The following is a 21,381-nucleotide window of genomic DNA, read 5'->3' as shown; positions in this document are numbered from 1 at the left end:
CGGAGACCGTCATGAAACCTTGTTCGATCATGGCATCGCTGGGGCTGGTGTTCGCCTCATGCGTCAAGGCCGTTGAAGAAGAGGCTGCCATGTCTGTTGACGGCATCCTGGATATCCGCGGCTCTCTGCACCATGCCCCTTGTATTCTGGAAATGACCTCGGCTTACCAAACCGTTGATTTGGGCAACGTGCCGCGCAGTTACCTGCAAAAACCCGGCGACATGGCGCCCCCCATCGCGTTTCAACTGCGCTTTATGGAGTGTCGGCGTATTGCCGGAGGTTTGCCTGATGCGCGCACTTCCACACTGGTATGGAGCCCCTACGAGCCCGTGCTCTCCGTGGCGTTCGTAGCGCCCGCCGATGCCGATAACTCCCGGCTTGTGAAAGTCAAAGGGGTGACGGGCATCGGACTGCGCCTGACCGATGAGCTGGGTCGAGACAGCCGCCTCGGCGCGTGGGGCGCTCCGTTATTCCTGACCACTGGCAGCGATGTGGTGACCTGGTATGTCCAACCTACACGAACCTCCGCGCCCTTGACCAATGGCGCATTCAGGGCTGTGGCCGATTTCAGGCTCAACTATGACTAATCAACGTCAGATACATCAATCCAGCTGCATTTACGCACTCGTTGTGTGGAGTGCTTTAGTGGGAATACCCACACAAACTGCCCGTGCGGATCTCAACGTGACCATAAGGGGAACCATCGTGGCCCCGCCTTCGTGTGTGATCAATGGCGGCAATACCCTGACAGTACCCTTTGGTAACAACTTACTGACGACCCGCGTAGACGGTGTGACATACCGACGCTCTGTGCCCTATACCGTGACCTGCACCGGCGCGCCCTCTAATGCGATGACGCTCACATTGAAGGGGGCAGGCGCTGCTTTTGATGCTCAGTCATTGGCGACAAATAACACTGATCTGGGCATCAGGATGTATGTCAACGGAGCCTTATGGCCAGTCAATACAGTCGTGAAATTTACTTACCCGGTTTTGCCCGTGATGGAAGCGGTACCCATTAAAAAAGTCTCGAGCACACTCAAGGGCGGCGGGTTTTCAGCGGTAGCCACTTTGATCGTGGCACAGCAATGAGAAGGAATAAGTGATGAAAATCTGCAAACAGCTAGCCCTGTTAGTGTTGTGCACCGCGGGTATTAATGCTGCTGCATCGGCCAATCTGGCGTTCACCGGTACGCTGGTTGAACCTCCTTTGTGCACCATCAATAACGGAAATACCCTGACCATTGATTTCAAGGATGTGGGCGTCAATAAGGTGGACGGGATCAACTACCGTCTGCCGATGAATTACACGATTACCTGTGCGGGCAGCACATTGCCGTGGGAAATGGTGTTGACCGTCAAAGGGACGGCTAGCTCGTTTGAATCTGCTGCGGTGCAGAGCAGCGTCACCGACTTGGGGATTAAGCTTTTGCAAAATGGCCAACCTTTTCAGCTCAATACCCCCATCGTTATCAATCCGGCGACACCTCCTGCATTAGAAGCTGTTCCTGTGAAGCGGCCGGGCAGTACGCTGAAGTCTGGTGGTTTCAGCGCGGCTGCCACATTGATGGCCGAGTACCAGTGATGAGCCCCGGCATGGCGTATGAACTATCAGCTCGTGGTTGGCTGCCGATGACTGTGGCTCTGGTGTTGAGCCTGCCTCTAATGATGCCCGGAAAGATTCAGGCGGCCGATAACCTCAACTTCACAGGAAATCTGGTGGCCGAAGCCTGCACGATCCGCCCGGGCGACGAGGCACTGCAACTCCGATTCGACGACCTTTCCAGTCACTACTTGTACGTCAACACCCGAACGGTAGGGCAGGCCTTTTCTATCCATCTGGTGGGTTGTGACATCAGCATTGCCGATTCAGTGACCACGACGTTCAGCGGTCAGGAAAACACAGAATTACCAGGGCTTCTGGCCTTGGCCTCAGGCAGCCGCGCGCGCGGTATTGCCATTGGTCTGGAGACACTCTCAGATAAATTGTTGCCATTGAACGTAATCAGCGAGCCGCAGGCCCTGAGCATTGGGGACAGTGTGATCGGGTTCAAAGCGTATGTCCGCGGCGAGCCGAAAGCTATCGCGCAGCAAACCATCAGGGCGGGGCAATACCGTGCCGTTTCTACGTTTACCTTGGCTTACCCTTGATCCTTTTAAACACATGTTTTGTTGGTTCAAATGAATATATATAAAGTTATGTTCCGTTTGATGGGGGGCGCTTTACTGCTAGGGATAGCGTCGAACTCGAATGCTTGGCACCTTGTCAATAAAGTAAACGCTGACAGTCGCCCCCTACCCGGTGCCGAGACAATTGTATCGGTCGCTTCCGGTACAGCCAGTGCATATGCGTCGGCCAGTAACGCCTACCCCGGTAAAGTGATCTGCACGGGTGCTGCGACGTGTAAGTTCGGTCCCATTTCTGCCACCAAACTGTACAACGGTCGACGAACATTTTCGGTGATGGGGTGTACGTCGCAGTATAACTGTGGTTATCAAATTACTGATACAAATGTGTCGGTCAATACCGGCATGACCTGGGAGGCTGCTATTGAGGCTTGGGTCTCCCGGTATGGCACCAGCGTTACCAGAACCTACGGATATTCTTACTCGACCGACCCCGGCTGGACCATACAACTGTGCGCCGCTTGGGCAACCTATTCGTTTTCCGGACTCTACACGTTGCCTAGCACCGACTCCTGCGCCACGCCCCCCATCCCGCCCAACCAGTGCGATATTCTTGGTTCAAATGTGGATTTGAATCATGGGGCATTGAAACTGGGCGAAATTGCCGGTGCCAAGGCGCAGGCAACGCGTCAGGTCAAGTGCACGCATAAAGCCAGCGTGCGTTATCAGGTATCAGTGGGCAATCCTTTTCCCTTGGGGCAGGGCGTTAGCACAACCCTCACGGTAAACGGAGTGCGCGCCGGGGAAATGATCAACCTGCCTGCTGGGACATCCACATTGACTATTGGCTCAACATTGGCGGACAACGGCGCTCAAGCCGGGACGTTTTCCAAAACAGTGGTCTTGATTCAAAGCTTCATGTGAGCAGCGTGTTTATCTCACACCCGGCACACTTCAATGACCTCCAATACTTGCGCCATCGCCTCGTATTGTTCGTCAACCCGTGCGCCCAATGGCTCCACTCAGGGCTGAGACAGGCCAGCTCAAGCCCTTCACAGCAGTGGGCCAAGTGCGTTGCCTTGATTATGCGGGCGCCACTTTTCACCTTGTGGGCAATTTCGCTCAAGCCCGGCAAATCGTTTTTGGTGAACGCGTTCAATAGACCGCCCATGTCGTCTTCCAGGCTGTCAATCAACGGCTCCAGCAGGCTCTTCAAGGCATGCGCGTCGCCCTCGGTCAAATGCTCCAGGGCTTCGAGATCAATCAATGGGCTAGTGCCTGAAACATCGTCATGGTTGGGCAGATCCAGGGGCGTACGGCCCCCCGCTTGACTCGCTTTGATGTTGAGCAGCGTGGGCACTTATAACAATGGTTACTTCAACGCGTTCTTAAATGAGAGCCTTAAATGAAATATACAATCGGTTTTTTTTTACTGTTGTTTGGTATGTCAGCGTTCGCCTCACAATGCCGGGTGAATGGAGGACAGTGGAAAAGTATGCCTTCCAATAATTCGCTTGATATCAAGGTTCACGTGCAGCTGTCAGCGAGTTCAAAGCGCATTATGCTCGAGGGGTATTCGCTGGAATGCAGGTTTTCTCGGGATAGCGGCCTCCCCAGTTCGGCCAGGGATTTCTGGCATACCACCATGGGGGGGATTGTCCCTGGGCCTAAATTAGCGGGCTATAACATAGGATTGAATATCCGCAGTGCGGATTATAATGCGCCTGTTCCGGAGATACTCCTTGCGACGTTGTATAACTATGACATGGCCGCTAACTTGAATACGTATATGTATATCATCACGCGTGGCAGTCCGGGCAGTCCAATTAATATAGAAACTAACGATCTGCTGGGAACGATACAGTTAAGGCAAACCAATAATACGGGCAAACCGCCGGTGCCCCTTGTGCGTATCAACCTTATTGCCAATAACCGGCTTGTCATTGAACCTTCCACCTGCACGATTAATGGGAATTATCCCATCACCGTAGACTTCAGTAATGTAGACCGTACGCGCATCGGAGAGTCCGTCTCGAATACGCCGATTCGTAAAGCCGTTCGTTTGAATTATTCATGCCCGGATCCGGGTATCACGCTACCCATCAAGATCACCATGAAAGGTTATTCGGCATCGTTTAGCCGCGACGTCCTGTACATGAGCAATCCTAATGTGGGGACTGGGTTGTTGCGTAATGGCGCGCTCGTGAGACCCGAAGGCTGGTTCAATACCTATATCAGCAACAGTGGGGGCGGCGACAATCTGGAGTTTGTTCTCGTTCGTAAACCCGGCAGCGTGCCTACGACGGGAGCATTTACAGGCAGTGCAACCTTGGTGATGGGCTTGCCATGAGTCATCGACGGGCCGTCTCTTGTTAATGCAAACCCCTTCGTCCTGAGCCCTGTTAGCGGGACGAAGGCTTTTCACACCCGGTACACCTCAATAACCTCCAATACTTGCGCCATCGCTTCGTATTGTTCGTCAACCCGTTGCGCCAAATGGCTCCACTCAGGGCTGAGACAGGCCCGCTCAAGCCCTTCACAGCAGTGGGCCAAGTGCGTCGCCTTGATCATGCGGGCGCCACTTTTCACCTTATGGGCAATTTCGCTCAAGCCCGGCAAATCGTTTTTGGTGAATGCGTTCAATAGACCGCCCATGTCGTCTTCCAGGCTGTCAATCAAAGGCTCCAGCAGGCTCTTCAAGGCATGCGCGTCGCCCCCGGTCAAATGCTCCAGGGCTTCGAGATCAATCAGTGGGCTAGCGCCTGACACATCGTCATGGTTAGGCAGATCCAGAGGCGTACGGTCTGCACTTGCCAAGCGGGCTTCAAGGCTCTGCAAGCTGATGGGCTTAAACAGGCAATCATTCATTCCCGCTGCCAGACAGCGTTTGGCTTCTCCAATTTGGGCATTGGCAGTAAAACCGACGATCAGGATTGCCGCCCCATGACCTGCTGCTTCCTCGGCGCGGATGGCGCGGGTCAGCTCGTAGCCATCCATCACAGGCATGGCGCAGTCGGTCATGATCATGTCGAAGTGACGGCTTCTCCATATTTTCAGTGCTTGGGCGCCGTCTTCAGCCTCCATCGCCGAGTGCCCCAAATACCCCAATTGCTGCGTCAGTAACTTGCGGTTTGGCGGGTAGTCATCAACCACCAAGACCTTGAGCGGGCGTGCATTGCGTGAAGGCACGCGGGGCGCTGGCGCGGCGGGCGTTTGCGACAGCAAGGTCACGATGTCGAATTGCATTGTGATGCAGGTGCCTTTACCCACGGTACTTTTGAGCGTCAGTGTGCCGCCCATCAAGTCGCAGAGCTGACGGCTAATCATCAGCCCGAGCCCTGACCCGCCGGGCTTTTGCGCGCGGGTGTTGACTTGGGAAAAAGGGCTGAACAAGCGTTTTTGATCGCTGGTGGAAATGCCGATGCCGGTGTCTTCAACTTGCACATAGAGTTGAAGCCGCTCACCGTCTTCAGACCATGTGGCCCGCACGCTCAAGCGTACCTGACCGGCATCGGTGAACTTGATGGCGTTGCTCAGCAGGTTGGACAGAATCTGCCGGAAGCGCAGCGGGTCAATCAAAACATCAAGATTGATTTTCGGGTCCAGCTCGGCGCTCATCTGTATCCCTTTTTGTTGTGCCATGCCTTCAAATACGCGCACGGTGGATTGAACCAGGGTCATCAAATGCGTGCGTTGCTGGTTCAGCGATATACGCCCGGATTCAATCTGCACGATGTCCAGAATGTCTCCGATCAGCTCAAGCAATCCGTGCGCAGCTTCGGAGGCCACGTTAATCGAGGCCTGGTCGGCCACACCTTGTTCGGCTTTTTTCATGGCCAGCTCAAGCATCCCGATCACAGCGTTCATTGGCGTACGGATCTCGTGGCTCATGGTGGTCAGAAAGTCGCTCTTGGCCAGGTTGGCCTGGTCGGCATGGTTTTTCGCTTCTTTGAGTTGCTCGACCAATTGCTGGCGTTCACTGATATCGATCCAGCCACCGATGATGCCCATGACGGCGCCATCGCTGCCGCGGTAAGGCAGCACCCAGTGATAAATGGTCAGTACCTTGCCATCGGGCAAGGTCAATGAATGATCGCGCAGCACCGGACAGCCCTCTTGCATCACCTGCAAGTAGTCCGTGTGGTAAATCCGGCTCTGGTCCTCGGGGCTGAAGGTGGATTCCAGCAAATTTTTGCCGATGACCGCGTCGCGGCTGACACCGAAGGCTTGCAGATAGACCTCGTTGCAAATCAATAGCCGTCCTTCGCGGTCGCGCACATAGATCGGATGCGGTGTGCCGTCGATCAAGGTGCGCATGAATGCCAACTGGTCATTTAACGCGCGCTCGGCGTGATCCCGTTTTTGCACCAGCCCGCGCAAGTAAGCAATCCACACAATGCCCACGGTCAGTATGCCCAGCAGTACCAGTGTCACTTTTATAACTGTGGACCGATTGCGGACCCAGTAGCGATTGTCCAGAACCACCGCGCTTTGCCAGCGGTTCGTCATGGTGTCCATTTCTTCGGGTGAAATACTGGTCAGTGCTTTGCCCAGAATCGAGTACAGCTCGTGGGCTCCGGGGTTGGTGGCCAGAGCGAACTGCGCAGGGGCTACACCGACGGTACTGCGTATTCGCAGGCGGCCGCTGTATTGCTGTTTGATCAAATAGCGGGCACTGATCAAGGAGTTAATGGCGCCGTCAACGTCCCCTTTCGCGGCCATTGCCAATGCGTGCGCCGAGTTGGGCGCAGGCACCAGATTAACCTCGGGATAGTGCTGATCCAGATACGCCTGCATCAGGCTATCGGCCACCAGCGCTACCCGTTTACCCTGCAGCTCATCCAGCGTGGCAGGGCTTCCGGGTTTTAATGGCGTGACCAATACAAAGGGCGTGGTGAGATAGGGTTTGGTAAACCTAAGCACATCTTGTCTGTAGCTGCTGGGCGTAAAGGCTGGGGTCAGGTCGGCCTCGCCCCGGTTAATCAGTTCGGTTAACTGGCTGACCGACTGGCTGCGTACCAGATCAAACTTGATCCCGGTGCGCACACTGATCTTGGCCAGCAAGTCGGCTGCCAGGCCGCTGAAGATTCCATGCTCGTCATAAAAGTTGAAAGGCAAAAAATCCTCAGTAATGGCGACTTTCAGGCGCGGGTTTTGATCGATCCAGCGTTGTTCGGCGGGTGAAAAGTTCAGGGGGCCGCGACCTTCGAACCTCATCCCGCTGACGCCCCAACGGCTCAGGATTGCATACTGCTCGTCGCTGGGGATGCGCGCCATGGCCGCATTGATCAGCCGCAGCAAGCGCGGATTGGGGTGATGCACGGCAAACGAAAAGGGATGCCCCTCAAGGGTGGAGAAATCCTTGAGGTAAACGTTGTTCAGGTAGTTTTTGTTGATCAGGTAATTGGTGCTGATCGCGTCTCCCAGATACAGGTCAGCCTGACCAAAGGCGACGGCGCCAATGGCACTCAGCGTGGACGCATACAGCTGCACGTCGGCTTGCGGGTACGCAGCTTTGACTTCCTCCACCGGCTGGTAGTGATACAGCATGGCCAGGCGCAGGCCATCGGGCAGCAGTTTTGCCCTTGGGTCATCGCCCATCCGTGTCACCAGTACCGGCGTGTCCAGCGCATACGAGGAAGAAAAGACCAGTTGCGGGTCCGCCATCTCATACCCGTTAGCGGTCCCCAGCAGGTCAATTTCGCCTTTTTTTAACGCTGAAATAACGTCGCCCCGGGTTTCGTACCGAGACACCTTGATCGGGACTTGCAGCAGGTGGCTGAGAAGCCCGGCATAGTCTGCCGTTACGCCTTCAAAGTAATCACTGCCTGTGGAGATATCGAAGGGCGGATAGTCGGGTGCGGAGGTGCCCAGCGTCAGGGCAGCTTTACCGCTTAACCACTGCCGGTCACCTTCGCTTAGCGCCAGAGGCAGGATGTCGATTTGCGAACGGGCCAATAACTGCAAATCAACCGGTCCGGCCTGACTGACTGAGGTCATGCACAGCGACAAACACAAGGGCAGATATCGCCGGGCAGACACGTTCTTCATTCGACCAAATTATTGCGTTTGGCAAACTCAGCCAGGTACACCACGGACTTAATGTTGAGTTTGTTCAGGACGCGTGTCTTATAAGTGCTGACGGTTTTTTCGCTTAACAGCATGGTTTCAGAGATTTTTTTATTCGAGTAACCCGACACCAGGTATTGAAGTGTGCGCAGCTCACGGTCAGACAGTTTTTTAATAAGTTGTAGGTCGCTGGGGGTGTCGTTGTCAGCGGTTGCGACATTGGCATTCAAGTCATTTAAATAAATGCGGCCATTCATGACGTGATTAATCGCCACGGTCAACGCTTCGACATCTTCGGTTTTTTCAATGAAGCCGATGGCGCCTGCGCGTATACAGCGATCAGCGAAAAACGCAGACCCCTTTGACGTTAGAACCAGTACTTTAATAGGCAAGCCGAGAATATTTAATCGCTTCAGGACTTCAAGCCCGTCGAGCTTGGGCATTGAAAGATCAAGCACGATCAAATGCGGCACATGGGAGCGCGCCAGATCCAGCGCGGTGGCGCCATTGTCTGTTTCAGCGGCGATATGGAAGTTGGCTTTTTCAAGTACCAATCTGACGATTCTTCGAATAAAGGGATGGTCGTCTACGATAAGGGCTTTACGCATGATGTCTCCTACAACTTCTCAAGAGGTTCTTGTAGGCTTTATCTTCAATGCTCACAAGTTGTGAAAGCAAAGCGCTGTTTAATAATGCAAAGTTTAAACGTTAATTCTGTCCCTCCGTGTATTTATTCTGGCTTGATTGCTGCTTGCAACATTCGTCGGTTAGGCGGTGATGGTGTGGGGAGATCTGTTGTTTTCCTTGTTAAAGGTGTTAAGGCTTTTTAATTATCTGTTGGCAGTTTGCCGTTTGATTGATTGATGTCAGGTAGGAATTTTCTGAAATTTAAAATATATTTTTATTTTGCTCAATAGTGTTCTAAGGCCTGTTGCGGGAAGTCATTTTTTGCGTTATCGCGTGCGGTTATAAAGCACGTGTCGAAGGGGAAAAAAAACCGCGATCCGGGATCGCGGTTTTCGGTTACAGGTAATTAGCCTCAGGCTTCGTCCAGCTCAGGCAATGCCGCGTTTATGGGCTTCACGGAGTGTGCTTCGTCATGGCGGCGAATGTACTTCCAGTCGTCCTCATCGATATAAATCCCGTTAGGCCCGCTGCCGCCTTCAAGGTCGATAGCGACATGAGCGCAGACCTGCGGTTTAACGCTGGCCAGAATCGGCACAAATCCCAGTTGCAAACTGGTTTCCAGTAGCGCGGTCTGGTTTTTTTCGTCGATGTCCGCCGCCTCGTCCAAGTAATACGGCAGGCGAATGCGCCCGGCCAGGTCGCGGTCCATCAAGTGCAACAACAAATACATGTTGGTCAGCGCCTTGATGGTCATGGTGGTGCCGTTGGACGCAGCGCCGTCAATGTCGGTGTGGATCACCGGCTGGCCATTGACCTTGGTGATCTCAAACGCCAGCTCGAACAAGTCCTTGAGGCCCAGCTGGTTATGGTTGGCGGCCACCAGGCGTGCCAAATACTCCTTGGCTTCCTCGTTTTTGTTGTCCTGCTCGGCGCTTTGGCTGAGGTCGAACACCGACAGGGTTTCGCCTTCTTCGTACTGGCCGGCGCTGTGGATAATTTGATCGATGTGCTTGAGCGCTTCCTTATTGGGCGCCAATACGATGCGGAAGCTTTGCAGGTTGGACACCTGGCGCTTGTTGATCTCGCGGTTAAACAGCGCCAGTTGATGCTCAAGGCTGTCGTAGTCACTGCGAATGTTGCGCAAGGTGCGGGCGATGTCGGTGACGGCGGCACGACGTGCCTTGCCCAGGGTCAGCGCTTCTTCGGTACGGTGCGCGTAAGCGTTAATCAGCAGTTGCAGGCGGCGTTCCATGTCGTCTTCGCTGTCGAACTTGGCGACGCCTTTCAAGCGCACTTGGGCATACAGCGCTTCGATCTGGCCGTCACAGCGCAGCAAGCCCTGCCAAGTGTCCTGGTAGTCGTTGAGCAAGGGCAGCAGGTTGTCCATGGTGTCGTCGACCGGGTCCATGAACGGCGTACCGAACGGCAGGTCGGCGGGCAGTAACTGACGGCGACGCAAGCTGTCATCCAGTGTGCGCTGTTTGGCTTCCATGTCGCCCAGTTGACGGGCAACCAGTTGCAGCTTGGCCGACAGCTGCTGAACGCGCTCAGTGAAGGCATCACTGGAGCGTTTCAACTCGTCCTGCGCGGCCTCAGCCTGGGCCAGTTGTTCGAGTTTTTCGCCTTCCTCGGCACTTAACGTCTGGCTGCGGCGGAAATCCTCCAGCGCCTTTTGCGCGTCAAGCACCTGTTGGTAAAGCGACTCGGCTTCGCTCTTGCTCGCTGCCCGATCAGACGTCACGGCCTGCTGGGTTTTAAGCTGCTTGAGCTCTTTGTCCAGACGCTCTTTCTGGTCGCGCAACGCTGCCCGGTCAGCCAGCGCTTGCAAGGCTGGTGGCTCGATGTGGCTCAGGTCGATAGATAACCCCGGCGCTTCAAAGCGCTCGCCCTTGAAGCCGTCGAGGATCATCTCCAATGACTTGACCCACGCGTTGCTGTCGTCCAGCGCAATCCCGTGCTCACCCAGCGGCAGGCTGAACAGGGCGCTGTTGAACAGGCGCATCAGGCGCTCAACGTCCTGCTGGGAAAACTCTTCGCGCAGGCGGGCATAGCTGTTGTTGTCGGCGTGATCGAGTTGCTGCTTGACCGACTTGAGGCGTTTTTCCAGGTCCCGGACCCGTTCGTCCAGGTCTTCGGCACTGAACTGACGCGATTGCGCCAAGGCACCGGCCAGTTCGTCGTGGGCGTCCTTGGCCGCGAGCAATTGCTGCTCCAGCACTTTCACATCATCGACCAGAGCGAAACGGTGCTTGAGCACGGAAAGCTCACCCAGCCAGCGCTGGATACTGGCAATCTCACGCTCCAGGCGCATCAACTCCTGAGTGCTGCTGCGCTGATCGTTTTGCAGTGCGTCTTGCTCATTGCGGTAGTGTTCGGACTGGATCAGCAGCTCTTCTTTGCGTGCTCCGCAATAGTCCTGCCAAGTGCCGAGCAACGAGTCCAGCAGTGGTGACAAGCGATGCAACTTGCCGCGCAGCAGGTCGCGCTGGCGCACACCGGCCCCCAGCGACTCCACTAGCGGTCCGGCACCGACCAGTGCGTTGTAGTCCTGTTCCATGCGCCGCACATCGCGGAAGGCTTCTTCACAGGCGGCAATGTAATCCACGCTGCCCGAACGCAGGCTGTGCTCAAAGGCATCGAGAAACAGTTGCTTGAGTTTGGCCGCAGTGATTTCGCGCATGTGCAACAGGTTGATAAACAGCGCGCGGAAGGTTTTCAGACTTTGCTCGCTGGTAGAACGCAGTGGAATCAGCGTCAGGTCCAGCGGGATCGACGTATGGCCGCCCACCAGCAGACGTCGCAGTTCATCGGGTTTGAGCTCGTAGGCTTTAAGGCCGTTGCGCTCAAGGTTGCTGAACAACTCTTTTTGCCGCAGGCAGGTGTCATCTTTTTGATAGTGCGCCAGATCCAGTTGACCGGCGTAGGCAAAAAACTGGTGCCCGAAACCGCCCCCCGGGCCGCGGCCGACCACCCCAATCACGTGAGGGCCGTGGGGCAACGAGACTTCGACGAGGATGTAGCTGGTGTCGGAAGCAAAGTAAAAACGCCGCGATTGTTCGAGGCTGTACTTGCCGAAGCTCATGTCCGACATGCGCGCCAGAATCGGGAACTGCAAGGCGTTGATCGAGGCCGATTTGCCGAGGTTGTTGGCCCCATACACCGACAGCGGGTGTTCCAGCGGGAACAGCCCGAGGCTGTAACCGGCAGTGTTCAACAAGGCAAAACGGCGTATTCCGTAGCGTTCCTGGCTCATGCATCCATCTCCTGTTGCTCGGCGGCAATGGCACGCGCCAGTGCGGCTTCTTCGTCTTCTTCCTCGACCTCGGGGTCGTCACCGGCCAGTACGGGCGTCGGCAGCGGCAAGATGCTGTGCAGGCTGGCGGCCAGATCGCGGTCCTGCTGCACCGACAGGCACACATCCAGAAAGCGGTGCATCGGCGGCAGAAAGCGGTAAATGCCGTTTTCTTCACCGGCAAAGCCGAGCTGGGTCATGCGGCGCATGATCTTCTCCTCCAGCTCGTCCTGAGTGGTGACCTCGGCCTGTACGAACAGGTCGCGGTATTTTTCCAGCAGCGCGGGCAGTTCATCGCGCCCCAAGCTGCCGCCATCGAGCACGGCAATCGGGTCGCGGCCCTGATCGGCCAGGTGCTCGACAATGATGAAGGTGAACAGCGCCAGACGCTGTGCGGTTTTGTTCACCTGCGCGGTGGCGGTGTCGGGAACGAAGTAATAAAAGCCACGGGTATCACACACCAACTCAAAGCCCAGCGCTTTGAACAGCGCGCGGTATTGATCCTGGAAATTCGACAACTGCGCATACAGCTCAGGGTCGCGTCGGCTGACGTGATACCCCTTGAACAGTTCGCGAAAAATCGGTGCCAGTTGGGACAGTTCGGACAGATCAAGATGCATGGAGAGGGCTCGCAGTAGGCTCGGTTGCGTCTTCGCTACGTGACAGCAGGGCGAAAGAGCGCAGGCTGACCATGTGTTCGTGGGTGTGATACTCGCGGCGTTCGAGACGCTCGCGCACGAAGCGTTTTTCTCGCGACAGGCGCGAAAACCAGTACAGCAATTCGTCGGTGTCGCCTTCAGGTTCCTGGGTCAGCAGCCAGCTCATCAAGTCCGGCATGGGGAGCGCATCGCTACAACGGTCCAGCATTTCCTTGACCGTGCGCGGGGCTTTCGGGGCTTCACCGCCTTTTTGGGTTTTGTGCGCTTTGGGGAAGCGCGCCGGTTTGGGTTCAAAACGTGCCAGCGCATACACATACGCTTCGACCTGGCTGGCGCTGCCCAAGAACGTACTTTGAGGGCGGGTGAACATCGGCATCGCCGCTTGCGGTACCGCGTCCAGGCCCTTACGGCGGATGGCGGCAAGTGCCAGCGCCGCGCCGCGGGTCACGGCATTGTGGCGCCGGGCCTCTTCACGCAATGGCAGCAATAACTCACGGGCATGACGCAGGGTCAGTTGAGCACTGGTTTGCATTTCGAGGATGCGCGCGTGGGTACGCAGCAGCATGTCGTCGTCCACCAGATGGCCAAGGCGTTGCTGCTCGCTGAGCATGCGCAGCAGCACGTTTTCGACCTTGCGCACACCTTGCTCAAAGGCGCCGTCGGCGTTGACCAGCTGAATCATCGGCTCGACGTATTCATCCCACGTGGCCAGCACCTCGGCGTAACGCTGGCGCAACGGGATCTGCCGGTCGCTGGTCTTGGCGCGCTCTGCCACGGCCACCAGGGCCTGTTCATCGTTGGCCAGTTTTTTCAGCACATCGCGCACCCGCATATCCAGCAAGCGCAGCTGGCGCGCCAGGTCATTGCCGTCGCGGATGTCGAACGCATCCTGGATATAACCCGCCAGACGCTCCAGATGGCGCAGGTAGGCTTCGATTTCCAGGCACAGGCCGAGGCGGTGCTCACGGCGCAAATAGGCCAGGAAATCATGGATTTGTGCATTGAGCTCGAAGCGGTTCGGGCTTTTGGCGACCGGCACCAGAATGTCGAGTCGGATCCAGCTGTCGAGCACGTTCGTGATGTCTTGCGGGGTGCTGTCCAACTGGTGCGCTGCCAGTTGCAGGCGCAATTCGCTGAGGCTCAACGTGCCTTGGTCGAAGTGTTCGCACAAGGGCTCAAGGAGTGCCCAGTGTTCGGCAAGGGCACGTAAAACGCGCTTGGGTTCGATCATGGGAGGGCCGGTCGATTGGCAATGAAAGGCGGCGATTGTACTGCGCACATCTTCCCTTGGCGATCCGCCTCCCGGATCGCGCGTCCACCGTTTAGCGATCAACTGCGGGCGGGAAGGGCAGAAGGGCGGTAGAATCCCCGTTCTTTAGTTATCCACAGATGGCCGACCCTTGTTGAACGAGTCCCGCCGCCGCGCTTATTTGACTGCCATGCAGGTGGTTACGTGGTTACCCCGCACTGAGTTACCGTTCGCCGCCCCCTCGCGGCCCGAACTGCTGGTGCTCCCCGAGCCGCCCGCAGCACCTGTGATGGCGCCGCCAGCCAACGTGGCAGTGGTGCCGAGCAAACCTGTCGAACGGCCGAAGATTGAAGTGCCTCGCCCGTCCGTCGCCCCGCGTGCGACGAGCGCTCCGGTGACTGAAGCCGAAAAACCGCCCGTGGTCGCCAAAGTGGTGCCCCTGCCAGCGCCGCGTTTTGCCTTGCAACTGCTGCGAGCGGGACGCTGCCTGGTGCTGGTGGAGTTACCCACAGGCGGCGCGTTCCAAAGCCGCGATCCGGCTTACCTGTTACTTAAAGACATGCTGCGCGCTGCCGGTTTACCTGACAGCCCGCAAATCATTGGCGAGCCGATTCGCTGGCCTTTGCTGCGCCGTGGCAATGTCGATCAAGGCCCGGAGGCCGCCCGCGAATTTGTGCAGGGTTTCCTGATGGCACGCCTTGAAGACGCAGAATGTGCCTGTTTGTGGCTGATCGGTTTACCGGCCGTGCGCTTTGCGGGCGAAGCCAACGCCGAGGCCTATAACCGCGAACTGGAAATTGAAGGGCTGGGCTGCGTCTGGGCGCTGCCGGGCCTTGAACTCTTAATGGATGAGCCACAACGCAAAGCGGATGTGTGGCAAGCCATGCGCCGGCTGATGGCGCGCTGGAAACCAATCAATGAGTGACGCTGTAACTTTCCGCCCGATGACCGAGGCGGACCTCGATGCGGTGTTGAAAATCGAATATGCCGCTTTCAGCCACCCCTGGACGCGGGGCATTTTCCTCGACGGGTTGGGCAAATATCACATTTGGTTGATGTTCGAAGGCGAGCAACAAGTCGGTCACGGCGTGGTGCAAATTATTCTGGATGAAGCACACCTGCTCAACATCACGGTAAAACCTGAAAGCCAGGGCCGTGGCTTGGGGCTCAAATTACTGGAACACCTGATGTCGATCGCGTATCAACATGACGCTCGCGAGTGCTTCCTTGAACTGCGCGACAGCAATACGGCTGCGTTCAAGCTGTATGAACGTTATGGTTTCAACGAAATCGGCCGTCGTCGCGACTACTACCCGGCAGTGGGCGGGCGTGAAGATGCAGTGGTCATGGCGTGTACGCTGGTGGATTGATTCACACACCCTGTAGCCGCTGTCGAGCAGCGGCTACAAAAGAGGGACTCACCGTTTTTTGCGGCCCACCGGATCTATATCCGCCAGCTCAGCCTCATCCAGCCCGCGGCCTGCGCCGATCTCGTCTTCATTCACAACGCTCAAATCCCAGTCTGCCGCGCCGCCCTGTTCTTCAAGTGCTTCATATGCATCACGGGCACCGTCTTCGGGCGTTAGCATGTCGGCGTCCAGATCATCCGGGCTCGAATCGCGCCCCGGCAGCGCAGCACCGCTCACTTCCCGATTACGCGGGCGATGAGGGGCAATGTGACGTGCGTATTCCTCATCTGTCACCAAGTCGGTCAGCGGCTCGTGAGTATCTTCGGGATCATCGAAATCCAGCGGCTCAACCGAGCCCATGCGGTCTTCGGTGTCGTCGATGTCCAATGGTTCTTCTGCCCCGAACGGGCGACGTGAATCGGTCATGGTAAATCCTCATACTGTGGGGCCTTGATACGGTGGACTGTAGCTAAGCTTGAAGATTCCACCCGATTGACCACTGGATTTGGCATTTGCCCACGTGACCCCGGCCATCGGTCGGCTGTCATACCTGCGCATCAACTCTTGAGGCCTTACCGTATGAACGAACTACAAGACCTGATTGATAACAACGAACGTTGGGCTGATGCGATCAAGCAGGAAGATCCCGAATTTTTTGCCAAACTGGCCCGCCAGCAAACGCCGGAATACCTATGGATTGGTTGTTCGGATGCGCGCGTGCCGGCCAACGAGATCGTCGGCATGTTGCCCGGCGATCTGTTTGTGCACCGTAACGTGGCCAACGTGGTGCTGCACACCGATTTGAACTGCTTGTCGGTGATTCAGTACGCCGTGGATGTATTGAAGGTCAAACACATTCTGGTCACTGGCCACTACGGCTGTGGCGGCGTGCGTGCTTCGATGAAGGACCAGCAATTGGGATTGATCGACGGCTGGCTGCGCTCGATCCGCGACCTGTATTACGAAAACCGTGAAGTGCTGGCGCAGTTGCCTACTGAAGAAGAGCGGGTTGATCGCTTGTGCGAGCTCAATGTGATCCAGCAGGTGGCCAACGTTGGTCATACCAACATTGTGCAAAATGCCTGGCACCGCGGGCAGAGTCTGTCGGTACATGGGTGCATCTACGGGATCAAGGATGGTCGCTGGAAGAGCTTGAACACGACCATCAGCGGTCTGGACCAATTGCCGCCCCAGTACCGTTTGCGTCCAGTTAACCCTGTCTAGTTGTTCCTTGATCCTGCCCCTCTCCCAAAAGGAGAGGGACAGGGCGAGGGTTTTACGGCATCACAGGCGGCAGGTAAGTCAGTGTCGTCCCCAGCGCCCACAGCAAAAATAGCACCAGCGGCGCATGCACCAGCAACTGCACGAACGAAAAGCCGATCAAGTCCCGTGCTTTCAAGCCCAGTACGCCCAACAGCGGCAGCATGTAAAACGGGTTGATCAGATTCGGCAGCGCTTCGGCCGCGTTGTAAATCTGTACCGCCCAGCCCAAGTGGTATTCCAGGTCATTGGCAACTTGCATCACGTAAGGCGCTTCAATAATCCACTTGCCGCCACCCGACGGAATGAAGAAGCCCAGCACTGCGGAGTACACGCCCATCAGGACGGCGTAGGTGTCGTGGGAGGCGATTTGCACAAAAAACGTGGAAATGTGATGCGCCAGGGTTTCGCCGTCAGTGCCTTTGACCACGGTCATCAGGGCTGCAATCGAGCCGTACAGCGGGAACTGGATCAACACCCCGGTGGTGGTTGGCACCGCGCTGGCCACCGCATTCAGAAAGCTGCGCGGGCGCCAGTGAAGCAGTGCACCGAGCATCAGAAACAAAAAATTGTACGTATTGAGACCTGAAATGGCGCTGATCGCCGGTTTGGTCGAGAACTCATGGAACAGCCAGCCTGCAGCCAGCAGTACCAGCAAAAGGGTCAGCACCGGGCTGTATTCCAGCCACTCGCCGGGCCGTGTGCGTTCTGGCAACGTGGGCAGGCTGAAGGCCGGATCAACACCGCAGGCCGCCGCATCACGGGCAGATTCCGGTCCTGGCGCCGTGGCGTAGGCAACGATGAGCGACACCACCACCAGCGCCGCCAGCAACACACCGGATTGCCACAGGAAGATGGTTTCAGTGAACGGAATTACCCCGGTAATCGCCAGAATCGAGGGCGGCAAACTCGCCGGGTTGGCTTGTAACTGGGCCGCCGAAGATGACAGGCCCAGCGCCCACACGGCACCCAACCCCAGATAAGCGGCTGCACCGGCGGCGCGGTAGTCCATGCGCAGGTTCGTGCGGCGGGCCAGCGCGCGCACCAGCAACCCGCCGAACACCAACGACAACCCCCAGTTGAGCAACGACGCAACCATCGAAATCAGCGCGACCCAGCACACCGCCTGTCGGCCGTTTTTCGGGACGTGCGCCAGTTTGTCGATGAGTTTGACCGCTGGCGGTGAACTGGCCACCACGTAACCTCCAATCACGACGAAGGCCATTTGCATGGTGAAAGGGATCAGGCTCCAAAACCCGTCTCCGAACGCCATCGCGGCATCGGTGGGTTTGGCACCCATCGCCATGGTGGCCAGCGCCACGGTGATCACGGCGACGGCGGCAAACACCCAAGAATCAGGGAACCAGCGTTCTGCCCAATTGGAGCAGCGCAGGGCAAAGCGGGCATAACGGCTGGATTCAATCTCAGCGGCCATGGGAACTACCTCGTTTTTCTTATGATTATGGTGACGCCTCGCGCAGCCTTTTTTGTTTCAAGGCATCAATGGCGACGGCGCACACAGTAAATCAATCCGGGGGAATTTCCGATGGGCAGACGCTTTGAACCCTCGCAACCGGTCTACAGTCACTGCCTGTACGCGGCAATCCTGCCGTGGTGAAACGACCTGACAACATGGAGTTCACGATGAAAGAGCAAACGTGTGATTGTCCGACCTGTCATTGCAAAGTCGGTACTCAAGGGGTAGAGCGGGACGGTAAACATTACTGCTGCAAGGCGTGCGCCGATCATCATCCTGACGGCCAGGGGTGTGCATCATCCAGTGGTTGCCATTGCGGCGAAAAACGCTAAATGAGCTGAGTGCAGACCCGCGCAGTCGTGGACTGCGCGTTTGCGCGGTTGCCTCTCATGTTGAAGCCAGGCGCCACTTGACGTTGGCAATGCCTTTTCTCTCCATTTGCGCACGATCCAGCTTTTTGGCCGCTTCACGCTCATTGCGGGCAATACGTTCAACGCCTGCATCACACCCCGCCCAGTACCAGGCCGTGACATTGTCCAGCGCGGCATGGCGGATGATGAATGACTTGGGCTTGCCATGCAGCGTGTAATCAATAATGAATAATTTTGCCGAGTTCATGATTCAGATAGATCTCCCTGTATTGAATAAGTGAGTCTCTGGCGTTCAAAAAATTCACTCAAAATGAGCGCCGGATCACTGGGTCCGTTGCTATCAATCGTCTGATTGATGTGGATCCATAAAAAGGCTGAATTTATTTGATGGCCGGTCGTCTCACTGGCTCCAGAAAATCGGCTTGGCGCCGATCTCGTTCTACGCAGACATCCCTTTCATCAGGTACTCCATGTTTAACAAACGCTTGAAGCAAGAGCTATCGGCTCTTCGTGAAGAATTGTCCAGCCTCCAGCAAGTCAAGGAGAGTCTGGACAGTGAAATGCTGGTGCTCTCGCTTGGAGCGGACGGACGGATCGAGACCGCCAACCACAACTTTACCCAAGAAATGCTCTACGCCAACTGTTCGCTGGTTGGGCGACACATTGACGACCTGGTGCCCGTATACCTGAAAAATGACGAGCATTACCGCCGGTTCAAAACAGCGATGACCCGCAACGAGCATTTCAGCGGCACCGTGCGGTTGCTACGCGGTGATGGGCAGGAGGCGTGGCTGCGCTCGATCATGCAGCCGATTCTGGATTCCAGCGGCCGTGTGCTGCGGATTTCAATTTTCTCCAGCGACCTGACGCGCACCATCGAAGCTTCCCGCGATCATGAAAACCTGATGAGTGCGCTATTGCGCTCCACAGCCGTGATCGAGTTCAACCTCAAGGGTGAAGTCCTGACCGCCAATGATCGCTTTCTGCAAGGCATGGGTTACACCCTGGCGCAGATTCAGGGCAAGCACCACCGTATGTTCTGCACACCTCAGGAGCAGGGCAGCGAGGCGTATCAGGCGTTCTGGAAGCGGCTGAATGCCGGTGAATTTGTTGCCGGTCGTTTCCAGCGTATCGACAGTCATGGTCGTGATGTCTGGCTCGAGGCCTCGTACAACCCGGTGCGGGACGCGAATAACACGCTGTACAAAGTGGTCAAATTCGCCACGGTGATTACCGATCAGATCCATCAGGAACAAGCGGTTTCCGAGGCCGCCAGCATTGCTTACAGCACCTCCTTGCAAACGGATGAAAGCGCCCAGCGCGGCACTAAAGTCGTGACCCAGGCGGTCGAGGTGATGCGCGACCTGGCCAAACACATGCAGCAGGCAGGCAATGGCATTGAGGCGTTGAACGATCAGTCGCAGGTAATTGGCAGCATCGTCAAAACCATCAGCGGCATTGCTGAGCAAACCAATTTGCTGGCGCTTAATGCGGCCATTGAAGCCGCCCGCGCGGGTGAGCAAGGGCGCGGCTTTGCGGTGGTGGCAGACGAAGTGCGGCAATTGGCATCGCGCACCAGCAAGGCCACTGAAGAGATCATCAACGTGGTGCGTCAAAACCAGGACATGGCCCGTGATGCCGTGACCTTGATGGCCGACGGCAAGCTGCAAGCGGAAGAAGGGTTGGCGCTGGCGGCGGAGGCGGGCACGGTAATTGTCGAGATTCAGGACGGCGCCCAGAAAGTAGTGGATGCAGTCGGACAATTTGCAAATCAACTGTCGACCTAAGCATTGACGTGCGAGGGTTGTACCTAAGAAAAGTAACCCTCGGGTGACTGAAAAAGTACTGGTGGGAGTAAACTCTGCGCTTTCCAAAGGAGTTTCTATGAGTCTCTACCAGTCGAGCATTCTGGCTAAACCTATCCCTTCGCAAGCGCGTTACCTGTTTTTCGCCCTCAAGTCAGTAGAAGCATTGCCGGCTGCACTCGACGTTCTGTCGCAGTGGGTGGACGGCAAAAGCGTGGTGGCGGGGTTTGGCTCGCCGCTGGTAATGGCGTTGGGGGCAAAAGTCCAAGGCTTGCGCGTCTTCCCGGCACTCAATGCCATGGTTGAAAACCCGTCGACCCAGCACGCCCTCTGGTTGTGGCTGTTGGGCGATGACCGTGGGGAGCTGCTGCACCGCAGCCAAAAAATCGAGACTGCGCTGGCGTCTGCTTTCAACCTGCTGCAAGTGACTGAAGGTTTCCGCTACGGCACCGACCGCGACCTGACCGGCTACGAAGACGGCACGGAAAACCCTGTTGACGACGCGGCGGTCGAGGCCGCCATCGTCGCCAATGCCGGCGCGGGACTGGACGGTGGCAGCTTTGTGGCCATCCAGCAGTGGCAGCATGACTTGAACGGTTTTGCGGCATTGCCCCGCGAAGAGCAAGACAACATCATGGGCCGTCGCATGAGCGACAACGAGGAACTGGACGACGCGCCGGCGTCCGCCCACGTCAAGCGCACTGCACAAGAAAGCTTCACGCCTGAGGCCTTTATCGTACGTCGCTCCATGCCCTGGACTGAAAACGGCAAATCCGGCCTGATGTTTGTCGCCTTCGGTCGCACCCTCAACGCCTTTGAAGTGCAACTGCGCCGCATGAGCGGCATGGAAGACGGCATCGTCGATGGCCTGTACCGCTACAGCCGCCCGCTCAATGGCGGTTATTACTGGTGCCCGCCCATGAAAGACGGCCGCCTGGACCTCACTGCGGTGTGCGCTGCCTGAACGTTTCGGTGTTGACCCCCTGCCTTGGCTGAACCGTTTTTTTAAGGTTTGTCTGATATTTCAAATGCTGCC

The 21,381-nt window shown here is 56.6% G+C and carries 21 protein-coding genes; 12 read left to right on the top strand and 9 right to left on the bottom strand.

Translation table 11 applies throughout. The annotated features are described in order from the left end of the window. Positions 1-11: 11 nt before the first annotated feature. Genes HBN68_RS21635 through HBN68_RS21615 form a run of 5 tightly spaced genes read left to right on the top strand, consistent with a single transcriptional unit; the run spans position 12 to position 3,051 of the window. The gene (locus tag HBN68_RS21635; protein ID WP_169966073.1) at positions 12-587 is read left to right on the top strand and encodes a fimbrial protein; all 576 of its coding nucleotides are present in this window, start codon (positions 12-14) and stop codon (positions 585-587) included. Beyond that, complete coding sequence (locus HBN68_RS21630) at positions 580-1,092, top strand: fimbrial protein (protein ID WP_169966075.1); 513 nt, start codon at positions 580-582, stop codon at positions 1,090-1,092. Before HBN68_RS21635 ends, HBN68_RS21630 begins: the two co-directional genes overlap by 8 nt. Positions 1,093-1,105: 13 nt before the next feature. Beyond that, positions 1,106-1,585, top strand: coding sequence for a fimbrial protein (locus HBN68_RS21625; protein WP_169966077.1), 480 nt, complete (start codon positions 1,106-1,108; stop codon positions 1,583-1,585). 11 nt (positions 1,586-1,596) lie between these two features. Then, entirely contained in the window at positions 1,597-2,151 is a 555-nt protein-coding gene (locus HBN68_RS21620) for a fimbrial protein (protein ID WP_169966079.1), read from the top strand. A 48-nt stretch (positions 2,152-2,199) separates the two neighbouring features. Beyond that, positions 2,200-3,051 (top strand): hypothetical protein, encoded by an 852-nt coding sequence (locus HBN68_RS21615; protein ID WP_169966081.1) that lies wholly within the window; start codon positions 2,200-2,202, stop codon positions 3,049-3,051. On the opposite strand, the gene HBN68_RS21610 is transcribed toward HBN68_RS21615, so the two are convergent. Next, positions 3,044-3,487 (bottom strand): Hpt domain-containing protein, encoded by a 444-nt coding sequence (locus HBN68_RS21610; RefSeq protein ID WP_094995248.1) that lies wholly within the window; start codon positions 3,485-3,487, stop codon positions 3,044-3,046. The genes HBN68_RS21615 and HBN68_RS21610 overlap by 8 nt on opposite strands. A 45-nt stretch (positions 3,488-3,532) precedes the next feature. On the opposite strand from HBN68_RS21610, the gene HBN68_RS21605 reads away from it, so the two are divergent. Further along, complete coding sequence (locus HBN68_RS21605; RefSeq protein ID WP_169966083.1) at positions 3,533-4,477, top strand: fimbrial protein; 945 nt, start codon at positions 3,533-3,535, stop codon at positions 4,475-4,477. A gap of 71 nt (positions 4,478-4,548) precedes the next feature. Here HBN68_RS21605 and HBN68_RS21600 read toward each other — a convergent pair whose 3' ends face one another. The 5 genes from HBN68_RS21600 to mksB all read right to left on the bottom strand — a co-directional run bounded on the left by HBN68_RS21600 (position 4,549) and on the right by mksB (position 14,005). Beyond that, positions 4,549-8,178 (bottom strand): transporter substrate-binding domain-containing protein, encoded by a 3,630-nt coding sequence (locus HBN68_RS21600; protein ID WP_262373583.1) that lies wholly within the window; start codon positions 8,176-8,178, stop codon positions 4,549-4,551. Continuing rightward, on the bottom strand, positions 8,175-8,804 hold the full coding sequence (locus HBN68_RS21595) for a response regulator transcription factor (RefSeq protein WP_094995251.1): 630 nt from the start codon (positions 8,802-8,804) through the stop codon (positions 8,175-8,177). Before HBN68_RS21595 ends, HBN68_RS21600 begins: the two co-directional genes overlap by 4 nt. A gap of 431 nt (positions 8,805-9,235) precedes the next feature. Continuing rightward, entirely contained in the window at positions 9,236-12,076 is a 2,841-nt protein-coding gene (gene mksF, locus HBN68_RS21590; protein WP_169966085.1) for an Mks condensin complex protein MksF, read from the bottom strand. Further along, positions 12,073-12,735 (bottom strand): Mks condensin complex protein MksE, encoded by a 663-nt coding sequence (gene mksE, locus HBN68_RS21585; RefSeq protein WP_047273292.1) that lies wholly within the window; start codon positions 12,733-12,735, stop codon positions 12,073-12,075. The genes mksF and mksE overlap by 4 nt, the downstream gene beginning before the upstream one ends. Next, on the bottom strand, positions 12,725-14,005 hold the full coding sequence (gene mksB, locus HBN68_RS21580) for an Mks condensin complex protein MksB (RefSeq protein ID WP_094994818.1): 1,281 nt from the start codon (positions 14,003-14,005) through the stop codon (positions 12,725-12,727). The genes mksE and mksB overlap by 11 nt, the downstream gene beginning before the upstream one ends. A gap of 169 nt (positions 14,006-14,174) precedes the next feature. Here mksB and HBN68_RS21575 point away from each other — a divergent pair, with 169 nt between their 5' ends. After that, positions 14,175-14,948 carry an energy transducer TonB gene (locus HBN68_RS21575; protein ID WP_169966087.1) on the top strand — a complete coding sequence of 258 codons (774 nt, stop codon included), beginning with the start codon at positions 14,175-14,177 and terminating at the stop codon, positions 14,946-14,948. Continuing rightward, a complete protein-coding gene (gene rimI, locus HBN68_RS21570) occupies positions 14,941-15,393 on the top strand; it encodes a ribosomal protein S18-alanine N-acetyltransferase (RefSeq protein ID WP_047281800.1) in 453 nt (150 codons plus the stop codon). The genes HBN68_RS21575 and rimI overlap by 8 nt, the downstream gene beginning before the upstream one ends. A 48-nt stretch (positions 15,394-15,441) precedes the next feature. On the opposite strand, the gene HBN68_RS21565 is transcribed toward rimI, so the two are convergent. Next, complete coding sequence (locus HBN68_RS21565) at positions 15,442-15,858, bottom strand: serine kinase/phosphatase (protein WP_094994816.1); 417 nt, start codon at positions 15,856-15,858, stop codon at positions 15,442-15,444. A gap of 153 nt (positions 15,859-16,011) precedes the next feature. Between HBN68_RS21565 and can the strand changes: the two genes are divergently transcribed. Continuing rightward, positions 16,012-16,656: a carbonate dehydratase gene (gene can / locus HBN68_RS21560; protein ID WP_094994815.1), complete on the top strand. Its 645-nt coding sequence runs from the start codon at positions 16,012-16,014 to the stop codon at positions 16,654-16,656. A 52-nt stretch (positions 16,657-16,708) separates the two neighbouring features. Here can and HBN68_RS21555 read toward each other — a convergent pair whose 3' ends face one another. Next, entirely contained in the window at positions 16,709-18,127 is a 1,419-nt protein-coding gene (locus tag HBN68_RS21555) for a TIGR00366 family protein (RefSeq protein ID WP_094994814.1), read from the bottom strand. Between the two features lie 209 nt (positions 18,128-18,336). On the opposite strand from HBN68_RS21555, the gene HBN68_RS21550 reads away from it, so the two are divergent. Beyond that, a complete protein-coding gene (locus tag HBN68_RS21550; protein ID WP_094994813.1) occupies positions 18,337-18,501 on the top strand; it encodes a metallothionein in 165 nt (54 codons plus the stop codon). A 55-nt stretch (positions 18,502-18,556) separates the two neighbouring features. Here the strand turns inward: HBN68_RS21550 and HBN68_RS21545 are convergent, their stop codons facing one another. Beyond that, positions 18,557-18,787, bottom strand: coding sequence for a DUF6555 family protein (locus HBN68_RS21545; RefSeq protein WP_094994812.1), 231 nt, complete (start codon positions 18,785-18,787; stop codon positions 18,557-18,559). 223 nt (positions 18,788-19,010) lie between these two features. Between HBN68_RS21545 and HBN68_RS21540 the strand changes: the two genes are divergently transcribed. Next, complete coding sequence (locus tag HBN68_RS21540) at positions 19,011-20,327, top strand: methyl-accepting chemotaxis protein (RefSeq protein WP_094994811.1); 1,317 nt, start codon at positions 19,011-19,013, stop codon at positions 20,325-20,327. A 97-nt stretch (positions 20,328-20,424) separates the two neighbouring features. Further along, the gene (locus HBN68_RS21535) at positions 20,425-21,309 is read left to right on the top strand and encodes a Dyp-type peroxidase (RefSeq protein WP_169966089.1); all 885 of its coding nucleotides are present in this window, start codon (positions 20,425-20,427) and stop codon (positions 21,307-21,309) included. Positions 21,310-21,381: the final 72 nt, after the last annotated feature.

The sequence above is a fragment of the Pseudomonas sp. WS 5078 genome (genome assembly GCF_012985745.1).
Lineage (GTDB): Bacteria > Pseudomonadota > Gammaproteobacteria > Pseudomonadales > Pseudomonadaceae > Aquipseudomonas > Aquipseudomonas lundensis_A.
The sequence above is the reverse complement of the archived record's forward strand: the minus strand, read 5'-3'. Positions and strand labels throughout refer to the sequence as shown.